The following is a 22,780-nucleotide window of genomic DNA, read 5'->3' as shown; positions in this document are numbered from 1 at the left end:
CCTTTTTTTTCAGAATATTTTTGTCCTTCAGAAAATGTAATGCAGTCTAAATAAGTATAGTGTGAACTAGTGTGTTTTTTGTTTTGAAAATGAGAATATTAGTGTTCGTTTGACACTTTGTTTGTTTGCACAGGTGATAAATATTTGTTTCCAGACTTATTTTAAAGTGCAATTTTTCAACAATATTGTACTCATTCGGGTAGCCTGTTTTATCTTAGCATTTTATTTTCAGATACGACGAAATGATTGAAATTTGTGCCATTGCATCGGGAAGTAACGGAAATTGTTATTACGTAGGAAATGAGAAGGAGGCCGTGCTCATTGATTTGGGGATATCGACCAAACAGGCTGTACAGCGAATGGTGGAAAAGGGGCTGGAATTACAGAAGATTAAAGCCGTTTTTGTTTCTCACGAACATGCCGACCATGTGCGTGGTGTTCGCGTGTTTTCCAAGCGATATAACATCCCGGTTTATTTTACGGCACAAACTTATTTGAAGCTTTCCCGAAGGGTGCAACCCAATAGCCCACGGTTTTTCAAACCCGGCGAGTCAGTTTCCATTGGTTCCATCACTGTACATTCTTTCCTGAAAAATCACGATGCCGTTGAGCCTTGTAGCTTCAGGATTGAATTGGATGATAAACATATTGGCGTGTTTACCGATATCGGAGAGCCCTGCGAGAATTTACATCACCATTTTACGCAATGCCAGGCCGTTTTTTTGGAAACCAACTACGATGAACCAATGTTGATGAATGGTCCCTATCCAGTCTATCTAAAACAGCGGGTTGGATCAAAGAACGGACATTTATCAAACATTCAGGCGCTTAATTTGGTACAGGAGAAAGCAGGTGAGGAGTTGGGGCTGATTTTCTTGTCTCATATTTCGGCTGATAACAATACGCCAGAGCTGGCAATGGAGTCATTCAGTTTGTTATCAGACAAATATGATGTGCGGCTAACCTCGCGTTACGCACCAACCGATGTGGTCAGAATTGAATAGTTGAGATTCATTCTTTTCCGCATTATGTATATATTTGTTACGCTTTACAATGAACAAAACGAATCTTTTGGCTCTGGCCGAAGGCATTCGGGATAATTAAAATATTTGGGATAAAATCATGGCTGAATTTAAGTACCAAAAACCATTTCCTGTAAAGGAAGATAAGACGAAATACCGTCTTCTGACTAAAGATTATGTTTCGACCGTAGAGTTTGACGGCCGTAAAATTCTGAAAGTGGATCCGAAGGGATTGGAACTGTTGGCACAGGAAGCAATTGCTGACGTGTCGTTCTACCTTCGTCCGGCTCACCTTGAAAAAGTGGCCAAGATTCTGGACGATCCGGAAGCGACGGATAACGACCGTTTCGTAGCCTATACCCTGCTGAAAAATTCGGAAGTTTCGGCCAGTGGCGATTTGCCCACCTGTCAGGATACCGGAACAGCCATTGTGATGGCTAAGAAAGGGGAGGATGTTTACACAGGTGTGGATGATGCTGAGTTTCTGTCGAAAGGTATTTTCAATACCTATGGCGACCGTAACCTTCGATACTCACAAGTGGTGCCTTACACCATGTTTGATGAAAAAAATACAGGAACCAATCTTCCGGCTCAGATTGATGTTTACTCCAAGCCCGGCAATTCATACGAATTTCTTTTCCTGACAAAGGGAGGTGGTTCGGCGAATAAAACATACTTGTATCAGCAAACGAAGTCGTTGTTGAACGAGGAGTCACTGACCAAATTCATCAAAGAAAAAATCAGGGACCTGGGAACAGCAGCTTGCCCTCCGTATCACCTGGCAATCGTGATTGGCGGAACTTCGGCTGAAGGTAACCTGAAAACGGTAAAACTGGCATCTGCCGGTGATTTGGACAATCTGCCTACCGAAGGAAATGACGGTGGACAGGCATTCCGTGATTTGGAATGGGAGGCCAAGGTGCAGAAAATAGCCGAAGAGTTTGGCATCGGTGCTCAGTTTGGCGGGAAATATTTCACCCACGATGTTCGTGTGATTCGTTTGCCGCGTCACGCTGCGTCGTGTCCTGTTGGTGTGGGTGTAAGCTGTAGCGCTGACCGTAACATCAAGGCAAAAATTACCGAAGAAGGTATTTTTGTGGAACAACTGGAAAAAAATCCGGCTCGTTTCCTTCCGGCGAAAGCTCCGGAACTGGCTCCTCCGGTAGAGATTGATTTGGATCAGCCAATGGCCGACGTGCTGAAGAAACTAACCAAATATCCGGTGAAGACCCGGTTGAATTTGAAAGGTACGCTGATTGTTGCCCGCGATATCGCTCATGCAAAAATTAAGGAGATGGTCGATAAAGGCGAGCCAATGCCCGAGTATTTCAAGAATCATCCGATTTATTATGCTGGTCCGGCAAAAACTCCGAAAGGTATGCCTTCAGGAAGTTTCGGCCCGACAACGGCCAACCGGATGGACCCGTACGTGGACCTCTTCCAGAGTATGGGTGGCTCCATGGTTATGCTGGCGAAAGGAAACCGTTCGAAAGTGGTAACGGATGCCTGCCTGAAGCATGGCGGTTTCTATCTCGGCTCTATCGGTGGTCCGGCAGCTATTCTGGCCAAGGATAACATCAAGTCAGTTGAAGTGGTTGATTTTCCTGAACTGGGAATGGAAGCAGTCCGGAAAATCAGGGTGGAGAATTTCCCGGCGTTCATTATCGTTGACGATAAAGGAAACGATTTCTTCGAAATGTTGTAAATCGATTTTCCATGGTAATCATATAAAGCTGCATCATTTGGTGCAGCTTTTCTTTTTTCCGGTTGCAGCAGTAAATTATTGTTGTTGAGTAACCAACATATTGTTACTTTGCGGTCGACTTCTTTTTATCGCTTTTTTGTTGAGCGGACATAAACATTCGGGCAAAATAGCGGTTATTCTCTAAGTTATTTGGCTGACCATTCCTAACTGGCGGATTTGTTGAAATTATTTTAAAAACGATTTTTCATTATGGAGCAAAATAAACGCAGTAACCGAAATATACTGCTGGTGCTTTTTGTGGGTGTTCTGATGGGAGCCCTGGATATTTCCATTGTCGGGCCGGCCATACCGTCTATTTCAAAGGATATTGCTGTTAGTCAGCGTTTATTGGGATGGATTTTTTCCATCTATGTGTTGTTCAATCTGGTGGGAATATCGCTGTTTGCGAAGCTTTCCGACCGTTTCGGACGCAGGAATATCTACATGCTTTCTGTCTTTCTGTTCGCCGTCGGTTCTCTTATTGTCGCGCTCTCACATTCGTTTGATATGCTGATGGTAGGACGTGCCGTGCAGGGATTTGGTTCGAGCGGTATTTTCCCGGTTGCTTCGGCAGTAGTGGGAGATGTGTTTCCGCCTGAGAAACGCGGCCGGATTCTCGGTCTCATCGGAGCGGTTTTCGGACTCGCTTTCATCATCGGGCCCGTGTTAGCCGGTACCATGTTGTCGTTCTTTTCCTGGAACTATCTTTTCCTGATTAATCTTCCGATTGCTGCGCTCATCATGTGGGGTAGCTTCCGCATTTTGCCCAATAAAAGCATTGAAAGTTCTTCGGTACTCGACTGGAAGGGAATTGTGTTGCTTGGACTTTTGCTTGGAGCTTTTGCTTTAGGTATCAACCGTACCAGCACTTCAGGATTTTTCAGCAGTTTGGCATCCATCCAGGTATTACCCTTTTTAGTTGCTTCGCTTGCATTCCTTTTTGTGTTTGTCCGGGTCGAGAAAAAAGCAGAGACTCCGGTAGTGCGGGTGAATATGTTTCAGAGCCGGCAAATACGCTTGGTGGCTCTTATCGCTTTTGGAACGGGAGTTTTGCAGGCTTCGTTTGTGTTTGTCCCCGATTTTGTGGTGGATGTGTTTGGTGTAACTTCGGCGAAAGCCAGCTTCATGTTACTTCCTGCTGTTCTGGCGATTGCTGTTGGTTCGCCACTATTTGGGCGGATGCTTGATTCGCTGGGTTCGCGGGTGGTAATTCTTATTGGACTGGTGATTGCCACGGTTGGTTATTACCTGATGCACCAAGTTACAGGGAGCCGGACCTTTTTCTACGTGGCCGGAGCTTTGATAGGTCTTGGACTTTCGGTTCCTTCCGGGAGTTCGTTGCGTTACATCATGTTGAATGAAGTATCGGCCGCTGAACGTGCGACTACGCAGGGGCTGGTAACCATTTTTATCAGCATCGGGCAAATGTTGGGAGGAGCCATTATTGGCGCTGTGACAGCTTCAGAAGAGGGTATCAAAGGATACCAGAACCTGTTCTTTTATCTGGCGGTGATGATTTTGGCAATGACTCTTTTCTCCTTCCGATTGAAAAGCCGTAAGGTGGAGGTTGCTACGAGTGTCAGGGAGTAGGAAACAGTTATTCTGACGAAAATATTCAGCTTTGAGGCTGACGTAATAAAAATATAGCCCAACATCCGATAAGGAGTTGGGCTAATCTTTTGATATATGTATTGAAAATTTAGGTGGTTTTCTATTTAAAAAAGGAAGACAAATATTTTTCTTATTCGCTCGCTTCCAGTTTTTTTCTTAATCCGAGGCTGACCCGGTTTCTTTTCCGGTTACCGAATTGATATTCCTTTTTGCGCGCGCCGGTATTCTTTTCCGGGTCGTGCTTTTCGTCGCGACATTCGTCAGAGCAGCAACCATCGTATTGGGCTGCACATTCAGGACACTGAATAAAAAGCAGGTGACAGGCATCGTTGGAGCAGTTGGTGTGCGTATCGCATGGCTTGCCACACTGATGACAGTGGGAAATAATCTGGCCGTCCACACTTTCACCCATGCGCTCATCAAAAACAAAGTTCTTTCCGACGAACCGGGAAGGAAGTTCCAGTGCTTTAATTTGCCGTGCATACTCCAAAATGCCACCGTGCAATTGATTTACATCGTTGAATCCATGATGGCGAAGGTAAGCACTGGCTTTTTCGCAACGAATGCCGCCGGTACAGTAAAGTAGTATTCTCTCATCTTTCTTATCCTGCAATTGGTCCACAACCATTTCAATTTCTTCGCGGAAGGTATCTGCTTCAGGGCAGATCGCACCTTCGAAGTGACCAATTTCACTTTCGTAGAAGTTGCGCATATCCACAATGATGGTGTCTTCTTTCCCGGCTAATTCGTGAAATTCCAAACCGCTCAGATGTCTGCCTACGTTGGTCACATCAAACGTTCGTTCATCGAGGCCGTCGGCCACAATTTTTGGGCGAACTTTAATGGTCAGTTTGTAGAAGGATTTGCCGTCGTCTTCAATGGCGTATTTGATGGGGATATCCTTCAGCAAATCGAATTTGGCTAGCGTTTCCAAGAAAGCTTCCATGTTGTGTTCAGGTACGCTCATTTGTGCGTTGATACCTTCGCGGGCAATGTAGATGCGGCCGAAACAATCTAACGGGAACCATTCTTTATAAAGTTGATCCCTGATTTCACCCGGATTATCGATGTAATGATAACGGTAAAATGAAATCGTGTTCCGGTTGAATGTCTCATCCATCAGCTGCTTTTTCAGCTCTTCCTTATTAATTCGATTGTAAAGAAACATCTTATTAAAATATGGTCTAAATTAATATAGTGCAAAGGTAATTTTTCCGCCAATTTTCCCAAATGGCTTGTGATGAGGCAGGCGAAAATTTTGTTGCATAAAAAAACCGTACCCTGGCGAGTACGGTTTTGCTTGCGTTATGGAAGGATATTCTCCTCCGTAAAGTTACTCAAACATGTGTTTTCCTACAGCAGCCTGCAGGTCGTATATACTTATTGCATAGTCAATTTCAGATTTTAGCAGCATCAACCGGCTGTTGGATACGGCTGTAGTGGCATCGAGCAAATCGAGGTTGGTAATAGCACCGGCTTTGAAACTGGTTTCAGCCAGCGAGAAGGCTTCGCGGGCCTGTTTCAACTGAAGCTCGAACTGTTTTACTTTCTGTGCTGCCGTTTCCACATTGGCGGAATTTTTAATCACATCTCCGGCTACTTCACGCTGCAAACGTTCCGTTTCATAAATGGAAGTCTGAATACCGGATTGGGCCAGCAGTCGCTGATTCTTGTTTCGGTTGCCATCAAAGATCGGAATGTGCAAATTCAGTCCTGCCACATAATTGGGTTTGAACTGGTATATCTTGGGCAGATAGCCATCTTTGGCTCCTGCCGAAACAAAGGCTCGTAAGTCAGGTGTATTTTGCGACTTAACCAGATTCAGATTCAACTCAGCCAAACGTGTTTTTTCTCGGGCAATTTTCATTTCATCGCGATTTCTGACAGCCATATTAATCATGGTATCAGGAAGAATCGCCGGGTCGTCGACGGTCAGCTTTTCTTTCACAAAATGTTGAGCTGTTTCCGGTTCACCCAGGAGGATGTTCAATACTGCTTGTTGAACACGAATAGATGCCAAAATATCCAGTTTTTGACTTTTAACACCGGAAATTTTCACTTTCGTGGAAAGCTCTTCGTAACGAGTTGCCGATCCGGTTTCCATCTTTTTGTTGATGAAATCGAGGTGGTGTTGCAAGTTGGCGAGCTGCTCGTTTTTGATATCAATCGCCTCCTGCAGGAAAAGCAAACTGTAGTAAGTATGAATGGCGCGGATAGACAATTGTTGCTTTACCTGTTGCAGCGTCTGTTTTCCGAGCACTTGGGTTTCCCGTTGATAAGCTATGTTTGCTGCCGTTTTTCCAAAATCAGAGATGGATTGACTGACATCGATAGTTGCCGCATAATTATCATTTGGATTCATTTGAACTTCTCCGAATCCCGGCAAACTGAATTTGGTTACCGGTCCAATATGAGAATAACTGGCATTGGCGCTCACGTTGGGATAATGTCCCGAACGGGCCAGCTCAACTTTCGTGTCTGCTCTTTTTACAGCTTCTTCCGCTTCTTTTACCGAAGGGTAAGTGTTGACCACTTTACTGATGATGCTGTCTAACGAGAGGGAGTCAGCCGGCGTAGTGGATATTGCAACTGCTTCGGTTTGTGCTGCCAGCGGCTGCGAAAATGCCATCACGAAACCAATAAGTAATGGCAATATGTGGTTTTTCTTAATCATGATTTACTCGATTTTTTGCTTCCAATTTTTTCCTGGTATGTAACCAGAAAACCGGTATTCCTCCAATTAAAGTAATGATAGCGGCTATCAAAAAGTCATCGTCAATGCCTTGAATGAAAGCTTCACTGCTCACATGACTTATTAGTACCGATTTTGCCTGCATAGCTGCCGTTCCGACGGAACTTCCGGCTGTATGCTGAATATACCCCGTCAGATGATGGGTAACCTGATGAAAAGCTTCTGAATTCGGATTCAGTGCTTCACCGTAAATTGTGGAATGGTATTTTGTTCGTGAGGTAAGAAGAGTTGCGAGAATTGCTACACCAAAACTTCCTCCCAGCTGACGAATGACATTAAATAACCCGGATGCCTGTGCCATTTTATGACGTGGTATTTCCAGCAATGAAATTGCACTAAGCGGAGTAAAGATAATTCCCATAGCCAGCCCACGAATGTAAAGCGATGTCATAATGTAGTTGTGTTCCGTCAGTCGTGAAAACAAGCTGTTCAGGTAAAAACTGAGCGCTAGTAGAACAATTCCCAGAATAACCGGAACTTTTGCATTGAACTTGTCGGCAAAACGACCGGCAATTGGCGACGCCGCTCCCTGAATGAAACCAATAGGGAGAAATACGGCTCCTGCCTGAATCGCTGTATATCCCAAGGAATTTTGCAAGAACAGGGGCAACAGGAACGTACTTCCAAACATGCCAATACCGAAAATAAACATCACCAGGTTACTGATAGCAAAGTTGTAGTTCTTCAACAACTTCAAGTCTACCAGCGGCTTTTCCACCGTTAGTTCTGTAATGATAAAAACGGTGAATGCAATGGCTGAAATGGCAAAACAGATCAATATAAACGGAGCATGCCAGCCTCCGCTATTGGTTGCGGCATTGCCTTCGGATAAGGCGTAGAGCAGAACCGGAAGGAAAATACTGACAGACAGGAATCCTAACAAATCGAATTTCCCGACTCGGTTATTGACATATTCCTGTTGGATGATCATGGTGACGATCATACCGATAATTCCGACCGGTACGTTTACATCGAACATGAGTTTCCAGCTGAAATTGTCGACCAGGTATCCTCCAATCAGCGGACCGAACGAAACCGAAGCCGCCGCCGAAATAGCCCAGAATCCAAGGGCTGTTCCACGTTGTTCAGGCGGAAATTCGCGGGTAATAATGGCCATCCCGATAGGCATCAGCGAACCGGCTCCTAATCCCTGAATAACCCGGGAAAAAATGAGCATATCCTCGTTGCCCGACATTCCGCACATCATGGAACCGAATGTAAACAGGAACAAACCGAAAAAATACATTCGCTTGTGCCCAAACCGGTCGGCAAACCATCCTGACGCTGGAAGCATGACTGCCATCGCCAGCATGTATGCTGTCAGCACCCATTCAATTTTATCGATGCTCACACCAAACGAGGCCATGATTTTCGGCAACCCCACATTGACAATGGTAGCATCCAATACCGCCATAAAGGTTCCGATCATGACATTCCCCAAAACCCACCAACGATAAAACTTACTTTTGGGATGATATGATGAGTCTCTGGTCCGGAGAATTCGCCTGATTCGGTGTGCAAGCGTTATTTTCCGTGGATGGCTCATTGTCGAATTATTTTAATGACTGATGACATTCCGGCCATCAGATTGAATTGACTGACTTTTTCGTTGTTGTCTGCTTTGTCGATTGATATTTTTACCGGAACACGTTGTGTGACTTTCGTAAAGTTTCCGGAAGCGTTGTTCGGCGGAATAAGTGCAAACTGAGACGCGGTGTTGGAACCGATGTAGAAAATTTTTCCTGAAAAAGTTATACCCGGATACGCGTCGATGGTGAATTTGGCCGGTTGACCATCTTTTATTTCACCAACGTTGGTTTCTTCCAGGTAAACGGTTATCCAGTAATTATGGTCGTTCGAAATGGTTACGACTGATTGACCCGGTTGTGCCATATCACCTTGCAATAGCCACCGCCTGGCAATGACTCCGCTAATGGGAGCGTAAAGTTTCGTATTATCCAGCGAAGCTTCAATTACACCTACTTGTGATTTGGCTGTATTAATTGCAGCTTTGGCGCTTTTAATCTGCGATTGCACCACCTGCAATTGTTTCTGTGCTGCCTTATAGGTTGCCGATGCTGCTTCGTATGCTTTCTGCAGGTGTTCGAACTGTTCCTGTGGAATTACGCCGCCTTTGAACTGCGTTTTTCCCCGCTCGAAGTCGTCCTTACTACGTTGCAGGTTCACTTTCAGTACTTTCAAATTTTCTTTGTTGTAGCTGTACTGCGCCTGTGCCTGCACTAAAGCAGTTTGTGCCTGCTCAACTGCAGCTTCGGCCTGAGTCTTCCGGGCCAGCAAATCCGTACTGTCCAGTTCGGCCAGCAGCATTCCTTTTTGAACAGTATCACCTTCTTTCACGTACATTTCCTCTATACGGCCCATCATTTTGGCGCTCACGGCCACTTTATCGGCATCAACATACGCATCATCTGTTTTAATGTAATGCGTGTATTCTTTGTAATAATGCCAGCCAATGCCTAAAATGGCAGCAATAACAATTGCCAGGGGAAGGTACACCCTGACTGCCTTTCTCTTGTTTTTATTCTTACTTGTCATATTATTTTTATGATTACTTTTTATTTTCTATTTCAGAATGCCACGAATAAACACTTCCGTAAAGCGATTTGTCTTTTCTACCAGAACAGCGTATTCATCTTCGTCGAGGAAAAAATATTCCTTGTTTTTGATGAATGTGGTCCGTAGTCCTCTGAGCACGTCGATAAATAATTCAGCTAATTCATTCGGATTGTCTTGCTTGAAGAATTCATTCTCCATTCCCGTTTTCAATACATCGCTAATGATTTTAATCTCTTTGGCTTTCGAGCGAACCCACGATTCGTTCATCAGCGTTTTGAATTCCATGAGATTGCTCATCTTGAACCGGCTGAGATTTAAAAAAGTGCGGAAAAGTTCCATTCGCGTTTCGACAAACTTTCTGACCATTTGGTCGGGAAGCTCCGATTGCTGCATGTTTACCCGAAGGTTCCTGATAAATTCATCGTGCTCTTTTTCAATAACATGAACATATAGATGCTCTTTGTCAGGGAAATAGTAATAGAGTGAAGCCTTGGAAATGCCCAGATCGGAAGCAATTTCGCGCATGGAAGTTTTTTCAAGGCCATATACCCCGAAACGTCTTTGCGCTGCTTCTATTATTTTATTGAGTTTTTCAGTGTTCTCACCACGGTACTTAACCTGAACCATTCTCTTTGACTTTATCGTTTGAAGGGTCAAAAATAAGGCAATCATATCGTAACAATGTTTCGTAAATCTTAAATATTTAGCGGAACACAAGTGCTTTTACGTGATCACTTTTTAACAATATTATGATAGATATTGTATTGAAGTTCCTCTCTTTGAGTCAAAAATGTTGATTGTTTTGTTAAATTGAATGTGGTTTTTCAGGCCAGAATTCATCTAGTTCTGTTCAGGTAGACGGATGAATTAGTGGAATATTTTATTTGAATTGACTTTTTAACCGGTTTGCCGCTTTTTAGTTTAAGTATGACATCGAAATCAAACTTATCCAAGGGGATGAAGAACGCTAAATAGTGTCATGAATCCGGAAAATAACGTAATGAGAATACAGATTTTCTGGAAGAGACTTACGGAGACAATCCGGCTGAGTTTTTGACCGATGAGAATCCCAAAAACCATAATGGGAAGTTGAAAGGCTGTTATTTTTAATGTCTCAAGCGTAAGCATGCGGCTAAAGGCGTAACCGATTAAGGCCAATGTAGCAGTGGCAATATTGAAATAGGCAAATTTTCCCCGGAAATCGTCATTGGAAACGTTGAGTGAGGTGAGAAAAAGGGCGAGGGGAGGACCGCTGATGGAGGTGAAGCCTCCAAGAAAACCACTGGTTAATCCGGCTGTTACCGATCCTCGTAAAGGGTCTTTTATCCTAAAACGGAATCCTTTCAAAAAAGCAAAGGATACGATAATAAGCATGCTTCCGACAAAGATTTTGAATGGACGATCCTCAACAAAATTGAGTAATACAACACCGGGAAGGGTTCCAATAATTCCCCAAATAGGAATTTTCAGGGTGTACCGGTTCAATTTTAAATTGGGTATTTTCAGGATAATCTGAGTGGAAGTAAGCAGATTAAACAATGTTAGTACCGGGATGACCAGTTTGGCCGGATAAAAAATGAGCAAAAAAGGCATGGCAAGCAGGGCGAACCCAAAGCCTGTCAAACCTTTTAATACCGATGCAAATAGTATGACTATTGCGATGAATACCCATTCCATAGTTTATGGTTAATTGAGAATCAGGATGGAGGTGACGGAAACAATGGTCCAAAGAACCAGTCCCATCAGGACGGGCCGCCATCCTGCTAATTTTATGTCATTTTTAGAAATTCCTGCTCCGATAAAGAACAGTGCAACCAGCAGGCCCTTTTCTCCCAACCAGCTTAAGTGCGCAAATGTATGGCTCCACTGGGGGATATAATGAGCAACAATCATGGCTACTACAAATAACGGAATGAACCATGGAATGTTGATACGATTGTCACTTTTATTTATCAGTGCAGTTATTATGGTAACCGGAATAATCCATAAAGCACGGGTGAGCTTCACGGTTGTGGCAATTTCCAATGCATGAGGACCATAAACACTTCCGGCACCAACCACTGAGCTTGTATCGTGGATGGCGATGGCTGCCCAATATCCAAAGGTTTCCTGCGAAAGATGCATGATGTGCCCCAGGAAAGGAAAAAGAAACAGGGCAACGGAGTTCAGAATAAAAACAGTGGCGAGAGCGAAGGATATTTGCCGGTTTTCAGCCTTCAGTACCGGAGCTGTGGCAGCAATAGCACTACCGCCGCAAATGGCCGTTCCCACGGAGATGAGATATGCGGTTTTCTTATCGACACGAAATACCCATCCAAGGAATAGCCCCATAAGTATGGTAGAAATTACGGAGAAAAGTGTGATTTTAAATCCGGAAATACCTGCCGCTAATACAGTTCCCAGGTTCATTCCGAATCCCATTAAGACGATGGATGCCTGTAGTAGGAAAGAAATCGTTTTGCCGGTTTCAGGCTTTGCCTCTTCGTGACCAAAAAAGGAGAGGATTAAGCCGGAAGCTAAAGCAATGGGCGCTGATACGAATGGAAATAGTATAAGAGCCGGAATCGCCCGGTACAAAAAGTAAGAGGTTGATTTGAGGGTAAGTGTCTTCTTCATGAATGTAGATTTTGCGCAAATCTACGTCAGTGCCATAATGAAAACAAATACTAAAATATTATATGCTATAACGTCATGTTATAGTTTCGAACAAAGTCGACAAAGTATTTCATATTTCCGGTTAACGGACCTTTTGGGTAAGCAAAACGAAATTTTCGTTTGATGCTCAATCCTTTAACTGGAATAATCTTCAGTGTATTCAGTTGTATTTCCTTGTGAATGGCATTGACGGAGACCAACCCAATTCCGTTAAACCGGGGAAGAAAGTTTTTGATGGCTTCGGTACTTCCCAGGTGAAGAATAACATTTAACCGATCGAGCGGGTGACCGGCACTTTTCAGATATTGTTCAATTACTTCCAGTGTTCCGGAGCCTCTTTCGCGAACGACCAATGGAATATGTTGAAGATCTGCGAGTGTGCCGTTCGCATTCCGACCAAATTTGCATGTATGGCCAGCGATCACAACGATTTCATCATCCGAAAAGTCAACGTATTGCAAATCCGTTTTGCTGGAATAATTTTCGACCATGGCTAAATCGATACGGTTTTCCTGTAGTTTTTGCTCCATTTCAAAGGAGTTGCCATTGATCAGGCTGACGTCGATATCGGGGTACCGGGTATGAAAGGCAGCGATTACTTCCGGAATAACATATTGCGAAATGGTGGAACTGGCGCCAAGTCGCAAAGAACCGGAGAACGTTTGTTTTAGCGTGCCAAGCTCGTATTGCAATTCATCGTACAAAACATGGGTTTTCTGTGCAAACCTGTACACAATTTCTCCTGCAGCCGTTAACGTAATTCGGTTCCCTTTTCGGTTGAAAAGGGCGAGACCCAGCGTGTTTTCAAGTTCACGGATGTGCCGGGTAACAGCCGGTTGACTGATATACAACTCTTGGGCAGCTTTCGTAAAACTTAGATTATTGGCGACAGCCAGAAAAACCTGATAACGGTAATCCATGCGATTGATTCAAAAGGTTCACATCAAAAATAGAACGAATTTTGGGTGAAGCATTGTTTATCATGAAAAAATCCTGAACAGGATTGCATGGCAACTACCTGTCCAGGATTTCTTAGAATGATAATGGAGTTCCGTCTTTAATCAAAGACTAATTGGCTTGCTTCTTGAACCAGCCGTCAACCAGTTCTTTATGATCTTCGTACCATTTTTGTGCAGCCTGATCTTCTTTGCCGGGAGCAGCTTCGACAGCCAGCATCAGTGAGCCCAGCAAATCGTCATTCATCTTAAAATTACTGAAGAAGGTAGCAGCTTCCGGATTTTTAGCAGCCCAACCTTTGGTAGCATAGGTCGAAATACTTTCGGCGTTACCCATTACTTTCTTTGGATCTTTCAAAATCTTCAGCTTCCATTTGGCAAACATGGTGTGAGGTTTCCATCCGGTAACCACAACCCACTCTTTTTTGTCGTAAGCTTTTTTCAATGAAGCTAGCATTCCGGCTTCACTCGAAGTCACCAATTCATAATCAAGATTATAATCTTTAATTACGTTTTGAGTAATCTTCATGATACCGGCACCTGGGTTTATACCGATGATTTTGCCATCGAATTTGTCTTTGTATTCGTTCAACTGATTGATGGAATCGATGGTAACGTAATCCGGTACGACCAATCCCAGGCGACCGTCCTTGTAAATGGTTCCCAGTTTTTCGATTTTATCGCCAAATTTATCAAGGTAAGGTTTGTGTGTTATCGGGCCCCAAACCTCCATGAAAACGTTGGCATCGCCTTTAGCAACAGCTGCAAACACTGGTGCTACATCAGCGTTAACCAAATCGACTTTGTAACCATGTGCTTCCAATGCTACTTTGGCCAGGTGCGTATCAGCAATACATTCCGACCAATTTACCATAGCAATGGTTATTTTTTTCTGAGCGCCTTTTTCAGAATTTTTCTTCTTTGAGCCACCGCAAGATGTGAGCATCAGTGCTACGGCTGAGATGATTGTAAGTTTTCGTAATAAATTCATATGCATTTATTATTTAGATTTTCCAATGTGTTGTGTTATGCGGTCGAGGATGATGGCCAGCAATACAACCGCCAGACCACCTTCAAATCCCATTCCGATGCGTAACTGGCTGATTCCCTGAAGGACAATTTCACCTAGTCCCTTCGCGCCAATCATACTGGCAATCACCACCATCGATAGCGCCATCATTATGGTTTGGTTCACACCGGCCAAAATCGATGGCATAGCCAGTGGTACTTGCACTTTTACAAGCAACTGACGCGAGGTAGCACCAAAAGCTTTGGTGGCTTCCACAATGTCACCAGGAACCTGCTGGATCCCTAATGAGGTAAGCCTGACCACCGGTGGCATAGCAAAAATAATGGTTGCAAACGCTCCGGGAACCGTTCCTAAACCGAAAAACAGTACAGCCGGTATCAGATAAACAAACGCCGGCATGGTTTGCATAAAGTCCAGTATTGGGCGGATGATCCGGTTGGCTGTTTGGCTTCTCGCAGACCAGATTCCCAGGGGAATTCCAATAGCCAATGCCGTGATGGTGGAAGATAGTACCAGGGCGAAAGTCTGCATGGTTTGGTCCCAGTAGCCCATCCCGTAGATGAATAGCAAACCAAAGAGTGTCAGAAATCCATTTCCTATTCCGGCCCGCCAAAAAGCGATTCCGGCCATAAACGCGATGGTGACATAAAATGGGAGCCAGATCCAGAATCCCTCGACTGCTCCGATGAAATTGGTCATTCCATAGTTGACGCCGTCGAAGAAGCCGGAGAAGTTGGCTGTCAGCCAATTGATGAATTGTTCAATATAGGTTCCGATGTCAATCATAAGTCAATGGCATTTTGAATGATTTCCTTAATCTCTTTGTCATCCTTTCCGGTCATCTCAACAATGATGGACGTTTGTGAGACTAATCCTAACAGAAAGTTCTCCTCGTTCACTACCGGAATAGGAAGTTCCGTTTCTGTCAGAAGTGGTAACATGTCTTCAATGGTTGTATCGGGGTAAACCGAATGAACTTCCGTATTGACGACTTCTTCGATGCTTTTCGCACCTTGTTTTTTTGCTTGCAGAACATCTTCCAGGTGGACGAATCCAATGAAAGTCCGGTTGGTCCGGATAACCGGAAGTGTTTTCAGCCCGGCTTCCCGCATTTTGCGAATCACCACTTCCGGACCGTCTTTTTTCAGACGAGCCACGGTTGGTTTTTCAAACATCACCGATGCTGCAGTTATAATTCTTCCCCGCTCAACTTTCTCGACAAATGATTCGACATAATCGTCAGCCGGTGCCGTCAGGATATCTTCAGATGTGCCTACCTGGACGATCTCACCATCTTTCATGATAGCAATGCGATCACCCAGTTTAATAGCTTCATCCAAATCGTGTGTAATGAAGACAATGGTTTTCTTCATTTTCTCCTGCAAAAGCAGAAGTTCGTCCTGCATTTGGTTACGAATCAACGGGTCAAGTGCCGAAAAAGCCTCATCCATAAGCAGCACTTCGGGTTCGTTGGCCAATCCTCTTGCCAGACCGACACGCTGCTGCATTCCACCGGAGAGTTCTGAAACTTTCATGTCTTCATAACCGTCCAGTCCCACCAACGAAATGGTTTCCCGGGCTTTTTGTTCCCGATCTTCTTTGGGCAAGCCTTGAATTTCAAGGCCAAAAGCAACATTGCTTAAAACTGTCCGGTGTGGAAGCAGTCCAAAATGCTGGAATACCATGGCAAACTCTTTCCTTCTGATATTCAGCAATTCTTTGTCTGTCGAGCGGGTAATATCCAAATCGTTGACAAGGATTTTGCCTGCCGTTGGCTCAATAAGCCGGTTGATGCACCTAAGCAGGGTGGATTTTCCACTTCCCGAAAGGCCCATGATTACAAAAATTTCACCCTCTTCGATGCTCAGATTGGCCTTGTTAACAGCCACTGTACATCCGGTAGACGATAAAACCTCGGCTTTGCTTTTCCCTTCGCGGGACTGTTTCAAAGCCTTTTCCCTGTGTTTTCCGAAAATCAGGTAAAGGTCTTCAATGAGAATTTTCGTCATACGCTTTTAATTAAAAGTAGTAACCAATGTTGATGTTGAACCACGAGTGCCACTCATTGTCAGAGCCCTGACCAAGTCCGTGTCCCCATGGGCCAAACCAGTCCTGGTTTTTACCTGATGCATAATCAACGTAGGTGTACAATCCGGCAGATGTTGAAATCAGCGCTCCAACTACGTTCATTTGGGTATCGAGGAAACCATCAACATTTTTATTCATGTAGTTATAATCTTCATAAAACTGAACACTGGTAATGGGGCCGAAACTTACCGGAATGGTATAGGCAACACCTGCGGTGTAAACCTGACCTTCTTTGGCAACCTGGTAAGTGTAGTTGTATGCTGCCATGGTTACCGTATTTGTGTTCGCATCTGAATTATACGCATAAGTCAGCGCTTCCAGTTTCACATTTAGCTGCTGTTTCGGCAGGAAGTTACCGTCGAAGTGGGCGGCAAATGCGTAATGATCGCCATTTCCCTTCGTGACATGGTTGAACAAACGACCATATTCTGCCGACAGGCCAACTTCGCTATGACCAAATTTGCGGGCGATACGTCCGTTCCACTGACCACGTTCCTCGTCGTCGCCAGCTACGTCATATGAATAACGCGCCTTGTCAACTCCGTAGCCGCTGGAACCGTCGGAAAAGGTATTCCAGGTTTTTCCGCCTTCGGCATTTTTGTAGAACGCCATCATAAAGTCCCAGTCGTCGGTTGAGTGAACCAGTTTGATACCGGTATCGTAGTCATCTTCCAATCCAATATAATAAGGAAGGTTAAAGAACCAGGAGTGACTGGCATAAGGCAAAGCGCCAAACGGAACCTGGTTCACACCAATCTGAAGTTGTGTTTTGGGCGTGAAATCGTATCCAACAAAACCTTGTTTCAACATTCCACCACCAAAATCTGAGGGGTAGAACCGGTATTCGGCATTCAGAAATAATTTTCCGTAACGTGCTTTTGCGTTGATCCTGAACATGTCGAGTACAAAGTCACCGCCTACATTGGTGTTGGCTTTGTCCCATGCCTTGTAGCGGTAGTTGAAACGCAGCGCTCCGCCAATTTGTACGCTTTTTTCTTTTTTTTCGTTTTGAGAGAATAGGGGGGTAATTAAAAACAATAGTAATCCGGTAATTAAAATCTTCCTTTTACTAATAACCATAATTTAATTGTTTGATTTAAAATGATGTCTTCAAATTTTAAGGCATCAACTTCAGCTAAGAACTACTGAAGTGTTAGATATGTTCTGTGCGACAAAAGTATTTCTTTGAAGGGGAATTAACAAATATTAGGCTGTATTAACGAATATTTGGGCGACTTTCGCTTGATATAAGTAGCTGAAAATTAATTGTTAATTGTTTTTTGCAGTGCTTTATGCTGAAATGACTGGGATTCAGAATTTAAAATAGGTTCTGCAGAACATATGTAAACTTACTGTTAATTTTCACAATACTCCCCAGGAGGAGGCATTTTGATGAGGATGAAAGGAGGTAAAAGAGCCGTGCAGTTAGCGGCCCTCAGAAATCACGGATATTTTCTTCTCCACCAGTAAGAACGGGAGAGGCATCGATGTCTTCGATTTCAAGCATATTGATGAGCAGATCGAGCGCGTCGTTGATTTTTCCAATTTCGGTGTCAGAAAGGCTGCGCAATTTCATATCTAATCTTTTCTGCATGAGGTCGGGCGTGTTCTTCAAAATCCGCTCTCCGTTGGATGTGAGAGCAATATTGGTGACCCGCTTGTCGCCCGATTTGGGCAGGCGGGCAACAAATCCTTTTCTTTCCAGCCGGTTAATAATTCCCGTCATGGTAGACGAATTCAAGCGCATGTGATCGCGTATCACTCGCTGAGTAGCCTGGTAATTGGGAGCTTCTTTCAGGTATTCAAGACAAAGTAGCTGCGGAATACTTACGCCATATTCCTTTTGTACTTTTTTCGATTCCAGGTTGATGGAACGTACAATCCTTCTGACTTTAATAATGACGGGTGTGAAATCCATGATGTGAACTGAGTCGTTTGCCACTCAAAATTGCAAACTTTTCCCGAGAGAAGTACAATAAATGTGCAGGCTTTTCTCGCTAAGAAGTATTTCAGTTTAAAAAAATACCCCTGCCGAAGATTTCGACAGGAGTATTGGAATCGAATACAGGAATTAAGTAGTTAATTGATTGTTAAGCTTACTGTTTGATGTTAATTTCTTTTCATTTTCCGCTGTATTTTTCTGATGGCCTGATCGATTGATTTTTCCGGTTCTATAACGTTGTATTTTCCCCAGAAATCCGGGTCGGCGAAGCCAGATACGGCATCACTCATAATGACATTCATCTTCATGCGGTCGGATGAGCGGAACGGTTTCTCGTCAGTCTTATTCCAGTCGGTTACGGCCATTTCGATAGTCGATACGTAGTGGGAGTTGAAAAGCTTTTTGTTCCAATCGATTTTAAATGTTACCTGACCACGAGAGTATCCATAGTACCATTTTCCGTTTTTTTCGCGGTAGTTCACCATGTAAGTGGCCTCAGTCGGGTAAACTTTCGCTCCGACAGGTTTTCGTTTGATAAGGATATCTGCTGCCTTCCTTTCATCGGAAGTATCCATGCTAAAAGTGGCACTGGTAATGGCAAGTGATTCGGTGTCGATGAACAATTTACCATAGAACATTGCGTCAACTGCACCGGGTCTGGGTTTGAATTCCAGCACGTAAACCAGTCTTTTGTCGATACGTGTAACGCTGGCCAGGTTGAATTCGTAATTTCCAATCATATCACCGGTGAAGATGATGTACGGATTCTTCATAACATCCATCAACAGGTTGGTGTACGGACCTCCCTGAAGTTTGAAAACGAGCGTATCCAGTTTAGAATAATCGGTGCTTTTCCTTCCTTTGAATAATCTGACTCTATCAGCTCTTGACGAAGTATAAGGCTGTTTATAGATATCGACTACTGCCTCGGCGAGTGATACGTAACTCCATCCTTTCTTAATGGTTTCGCGATAGAAAGCCTTCATATCCAAAGGTTCTTCAACGTAGTTGTCTTGTTTTTTATACATGACAGTCCGAATGAGCAGATCGGGATCGGTCGGGAAAACCTTGATTTCGCTGAGCGATACGGTCAGAACGTCGAGCTTAATTTTGTTGTGTTCGGGTTTCAGACTGGAAACAGGAACCTGCTTATTTTTGTAACCAATGTAGGAGATGGTGATACTCTTGTTTAATTCGTCTTCCGGTACTTTCAGAATGAATTCACCATCCGAGTTACTTACGGTAGCAATGTTGGTTCCGTCAACGGCTAGCGTGGCAAATACCAACGGATCGCCGGAATCACTATCCCGAACTACTCCTTTGAAGGTCTTGTAATTCTGGTTGTCATCTGGCTGGGTGCGGGGATACGAGTCGAGTGCAGCGGCTGTTCCCGAAATGAAAACAAAGAGAAGTAAGGTAACCCATACCTTCATGTTTTCGAAACTGATGATTGACTGTTTTGTTTTCATGGCTTAAGTTATTTAGCGTTTCGAGCTTTGTGCTTTCTACTCTAAAGACAAGCCGACTTTAAAATGCCCTTAATCAGTTTGTATTTTTTTCAAAAATCGCATGATTTTCATCGCCCGGTTAGGCTATAAATATTAGCAAAGGATTTACTTGTTTTGCCTAAATTACGGCTGTTTTAGGAGAATTAGGATAGCGTTTCACCAGAGGAGGAGTTTAGAAACCTGAAGAAAAGAAAAAAGGGGAGAATAGCTGAATATTCTCCCCCTGTTTTGTCTGCGGAGTGCAGTAATAACTTATAACGTTACGGTGCCGGTTTGACGAATATCGCGTGAGGAACTTCCCACAAGAATATCGAATTTACCAGGCTCCAGTACCCATTGATGTTTCTGGTCGTTGTAGTATTCAAATGCGCTGGACGGAAGTGTTAATTCCACTTCTTTCGATTCGCCGGGTTTCAGGAATACTTTGCTGAAGGCTTTCAATTCCTTTTCGGGACGTTTCAGTTCTGATTTTTCCTGGTGCACGTATACTTCCACAACTTCACCGCCTGTCATATCGCCGGTGTTGGTCAGCTTAACTTTAACAGTTGCCTGCTTGTTGCCAGGTATTACCTGCAGGTTGTCGTATTTGAAAGTGGTATACGAAAGTCCGTGTCCGAAGCAGAACTCGGGGGCTACGTTGTACGAATCGTAGTAGCGATAGCCAACATAAATGCCTTCTTTGTATACTTCTTTTCCGTTTTTACCGGGGTAATCGCCCATCTTTTCAGCAGGAACATCTGCCAGCTTTTTCGGGAAAGTTACCGGCAGTTTTCCGGAAGGATTTACTTTACCAAAAATGATTTCGGCGAGGGCTTTTCCGCCTTCCATTCCGGGGTACCAGGCTTCGAGGATGCCTTTGGCGTTGCCTACCCAGCTGGTCATATCCATCGGGCCACCGCCCATCATCACGATGATGGTGTTGGGATTGGCTTTGAGTACGGCCTGAATCAGTTCGTTCTGACCGAACGGAAGTTGCATATTCGGTTTGTCGATTCCTTCCGAATCGTAAGCATTGTCTGACCATTGTCTTCCGAAACCGTGAACCCAGCCGCCTACCAGAATCGTTGCATCAGCCGATTTGGCTGCTTTCACCGCTTGGGCAATCAGTTTCGGATCGGCTTTTTCACCGCGGGCTACTTTGTAACCTTCGGCATAGTTGACTTTCACTTTGTCGCCTAAATATTGCTGAATACCTTGTAGCGGCGTAATTTCGAACGGTGGACGTACCTGCGAGCTTCCTCCGCCCATGGCGTTTTTGCGATCGGCATTGGCACCGATAACAGCCACACTCTTCAATCCGTCTTCTTTCAGCGGAAGCACATGATCCTGGTTCTTCAGCAAAACAATGCCCTCCTCAGCTACTTTTAGAGCAACAGCCTGATGTTCGGGAGTATTTCTCTCGCCTTTTTTGCGGCCACCACCCAAAACATGGGTTTCGTACATCACGCGCAAAATGCGGTGCACTTTATCGTTGATGACGGATTCGGGAACTTTTCCGCTTTTCACCAGTCCGATAACGGTATCACCCATAAAGAATTTGCCGTAGTCGGGCGTTTTCTGAGTCAAGTCGGTTCCCATTTCCAAATCGGTTCCGTTCATCAAAGCATCCATCGTGTTGTGCACGGCTCCCCAGTCACTCATCACAACACCTTTGAATCCGAATTCTCCTTTCAGAATATCTTTGACGAGGTATTTATTCTCGGTACAAAATTGTCCCCGGAATTTGTTGTAGGCACCCATCAACGTGTACACATTGCCTTGTTCAACAGCTGCCTTGAAAGCCGGAAGATAGATTTCACGAAGTGCCCGTTCGCTCATTTCCACATCGATGCTGTTGCGTTCGGTTTCCTGGTTGTTGGCCAGGTAATGTTTTACACAGGCAGCTACATCCTGACTTTGTACGCCCTTTATGTAACCCACTGCCATTTGTCCGGCCAGGTATGGATCTTCACTCAGATACTCGAAATTGCGGCCATTTAGCGGTGTACGGATAATACACACACCAGGTCCCAGAATGTTGTCTTTTCCCCGGGCGTTGGCTTCGCTACCGAGAACGGTCCCGAATTTGTAACCTAGTTCTTTGTTCCAGGTCGACGCCAGGGTTATCCCGGTAGGCAGGTAGGTCGATGAATCTTTACCGTTGTTCAGCAACGTCCATCCGCGACCATGTTCCGGTCGTACTCCGTGCGGACCGTCGGACATGACCCATTCCGGAATACCCAGACGTGGAACCCCGGCGGAAGTAAAGGAAGAGTTCGCATGTATCATGCCTACTTTCTCCTTCAAAGTCATCAGACTAATCAGGGAGTCAATTTTTTTCTCATAAGCAGGTGCATTGTTTTTCTTGGGTTGCGAGCAGGATAACATACCCAAAATCAACACACTCAGCACAGGAAGTGCAATCGATTTTCTTTTCATTTGTTTATTCATTGTTTTTATGGTCATATGAAACTCGTCATTTCGTCGTTCTGTTTCGCAATTGAAACTTTCACACTGACCCGTTTCATTTTCTGAATCAAAACGCTTACCGGAATGCTCACATTTCGGAGTGTCCCGGGCCCTAAATTGCTCGGAAATCAAAAGAAATAAGCTTAATAATGGTTAGGTATCCTGGTTGGTAATATTGTCAATATTACAAAATAACCCGATGCATTCGAAATAGATTCTGTGTTAATAAATGTAAAATTCGACCTATTGAACACATTATTTGCGATTTACATAATGCGGGTTTAGTATTGCTTTTCCCGATGTTTTTATTTTGAAGACGGTAGTCTCCCAAAGGGAACAATGCACATGGCTAATACCAGCCAAATTAAACCTGGTTGTTGAATTCTTTTCCGTTTTGCGAATTGAATCATGTTGCTTTTTTTCATCCCGGGTCATCGTAATCCGATG

18 protein-coding genes are annotated in these 22,780 nt (G+C 44.2%); 3 read left to right on the top strand and 15 right to left on the bottom strand.

From position 1 onward, the window contains the following. The first annotated feature begins 242 nt into the window (after positions 1-242). From T426_RS0110670 to T426_RS0110660, 3 genes are all read left to right on the top strand, one after another. On the top strand, positions 243-1,004 hold the full coding sequence (locus tag T426_RS0110670; RefSeq protein ID WP_027585678.1) for an MBL fold metallo-hydrolase: 762 nt from the start codon (positions 243-245) through the stop codon (positions 1,002-1,004). A gap of 118 nt (positions 1,005-1,122) precedes the next feature. After that, positions 1,123-2,727 (top strand): fumarate hydratase, encoded by a 1,605-nt coding sequence (locus T426_RS0110665; protein WP_027585677.1) that lies wholly within the window; start codon positions 1,123-1,125, stop codon positions 2,725-2,727. A gap of 249 nt (positions 2,728-2,976) precedes the next feature. Next, positions 2,977-4,356: an MFS transporter gene (locus T426_RS0110660; protein WP_027585676.1), complete on the top strand. Its 1,380-nt coding sequence runs from the start codon at positions 2,977-2,979 to the stop codon at positions 4,354-4,356. A 151-nt stretch (positions 4,357-4,507) separates the two neighbouring features. On the opposite strand, the gene trhO is transcribed toward T426_RS0110660, so the two are convergent. From trhO to T426_RS0110585, 15 genes are all read right to left on the bottom strand, one after another. Next, positions 4,508-5,545 (bottom strand): oxygen-dependent tRNA uridine(34) hydroxylase TrhO, encoded by a 1,038-nt coding sequence (gene trhO, locus T426_RS0110655; protein WP_027585675.1) that lies wholly within the window; start codon positions 5,543-5,545, stop codon positions 4,508-4,510. Positions 5,546-5,710: 165 nt separating this feature from the next. Next, a complete protein-coding gene (locus T426_RS0110650; RefSeq protein ID WP_027585674.1) occupies positions 5,711-7,051 on the bottom strand; it encodes a TolC family protein in 1,341 nt (446 codons plus the stop codon). Further along, positions 7,044-8,675 carry a DHA2 family efflux MFS transporter permease subunit gene (locus T426_RS0110645; RefSeq protein WP_081782446.1) on the bottom strand — a complete coding sequence of 544 codons (1,632 nt, stop codon included), beginning with the start codon at positions 8,673-8,675 and terminating at the stop codon, positions 7,044-7,046. Before T426_RS0110645 ends, T426_RS0110650 begins: the two co-directional genes overlap by 8 nt. Continuing rightward, on the bottom strand, positions 8,672-9,685 hold the full coding sequence (locus tag T426_RS0110640; protein ID WP_025864762.1) for an HlyD family secretion protein: 1,014 nt from the start codon (positions 9,683-9,685) through the stop codon (positions 8,672-8,674). Before T426_RS0110640 ends, T426_RS0110645 begins: the two co-directional genes overlap by 4 nt. 27 nt (positions 9,686-9,712) lie before the next feature. Further along, entirely contained in the window at positions 9,713-10,333 is a 621-nt protein-coding gene (locus T426_RS25095) for a TetR/AcrR family transcriptional regulator (protein ID WP_025864763.1), read from the bottom strand. Between the two features lie 318 nt (positions 10,334-10,651). Further along, the gene (locus T426_RS0110630) at positions 10,652-11,383 is read right to left on the bottom strand and encodes a sulfite exporter TauE/SafE family protein (protein ID WP_027585673.1); all 732 of its coding nucleotides are present in this window, start codon (positions 11,381-11,383) and stop codon (positions 10,652-10,654) included. Positions 11,384-11,392: 9 nt separating this feature from the next. Then, positions 11,393-12,322, bottom strand: a complete 930-nt coding sequence (locus T426_RS0110625; protein ID WP_025864766.1) for a YeiH family protein — start codon at positions 12,320-12,322, stop codon at positions 11,393-11,395. Between the two features lie 65 nt (positions 12,323-12,387). Beyond that, a complete protein-coding gene (locus T426_RS0110620; protein ID WP_025864767.1) occupies positions 12,388-13,281 on the bottom strand; it encodes a LysR family transcriptional regulator in 894 nt (297 codons plus the stop codon). A gap of 148 nt (positions 13,282-13,429) precedes the next feature. Continuing rightward, positions 13,430-14,308, bottom strand: coding sequence for a glycine betaine ABC transporter substrate-binding protein (locus T426_RS0110615; RefSeq protein WP_025864768.1), 879 nt, complete (start codon positions 14,306-14,308; stop codon positions 13,430-13,432). 9 nt (positions 14,309-14,317) lie between these two features. After that, a complete protein-coding gene (locus T426_RS0110610; protein WP_025864769.1) occupies positions 14,318-15,133 on the bottom strand; it encodes an ABC transporter permease in 816 nt (271 codons plus the stop codon). Continuing rightward, positions 15,130-16,356, bottom strand: a complete 1,227-nt coding sequence (locus T426_RS0110605; RefSeq protein WP_025864770.1) for a quaternary amine ABC transporter ATP-binding protein — start codon at positions 16,354-16,356, stop codon at positions 15,130-15,132. The genes T426_RS0110610 and T426_RS0110605 overlap by 4 nt, the downstream gene beginning before the upstream one ends. A 10-nt stretch (positions 16,357-16,366) precedes the next feature. Beyond that, a complete protein-coding gene (locus T426_RS0110600) occupies positions 16,367-17,515 on the bottom strand; it encodes a hypothetical protein (protein ID WP_051538913.1) in 1,149 nt (382 codons plus the stop codon). 355 nt (positions 17,516-17,870) lie between these two features. Further along, complete coding sequence (locus tag T426_RS0110595) at positions 17,871-18,353, bottom strand: MarR family winged helix-turn-helix transcriptional regulator (RefSeq protein WP_025864772.1); 483 nt, start codon at positions 18,351-18,353, stop codon at positions 17,871-17,873. Positions 18,354-18,544: 191 nt separating this feature from the next. After that, complete coding sequence (locus tag T426_RS0110590; RefSeq protein ID WP_025864773.1) at positions 18,545-19,846, bottom strand: carboxypeptidase-like regulatory domain-containing protein; 1,302 nt, start codon at positions 19,844-19,846, stop codon at positions 18,545-18,547. 291 nt (positions 19,847-20,137) lie between these two features. Then, complete coding sequence (locus T426_RS0110585; RefSeq protein WP_082229542.1) at positions 20,138-22,303, bottom strand: beta-glucosidase; 2,166 nt, start codon at positions 22,301-22,303, stop codon at positions 20,138-20,140. Positions 22,304-22,780 lie beyond the last annotated feature (477 nt).

Source organism: Prolixibacter bellariivorans ATCC BAA-1284, assembly GCF_000621705.1.
GTDB classification, from domain to species: domain Bacteria; phylum Bacteroidota; class Bacteroidia; order Bacteroidales; family Prolixibacteraceae; genus Prolixibacter; species Prolixibacter bellariivorans.
The sequence above is the reverse complement of the archived record's forward strand: the minus strand, read 5'-3'. Positions and strand labels throughout refer to the sequence as shown.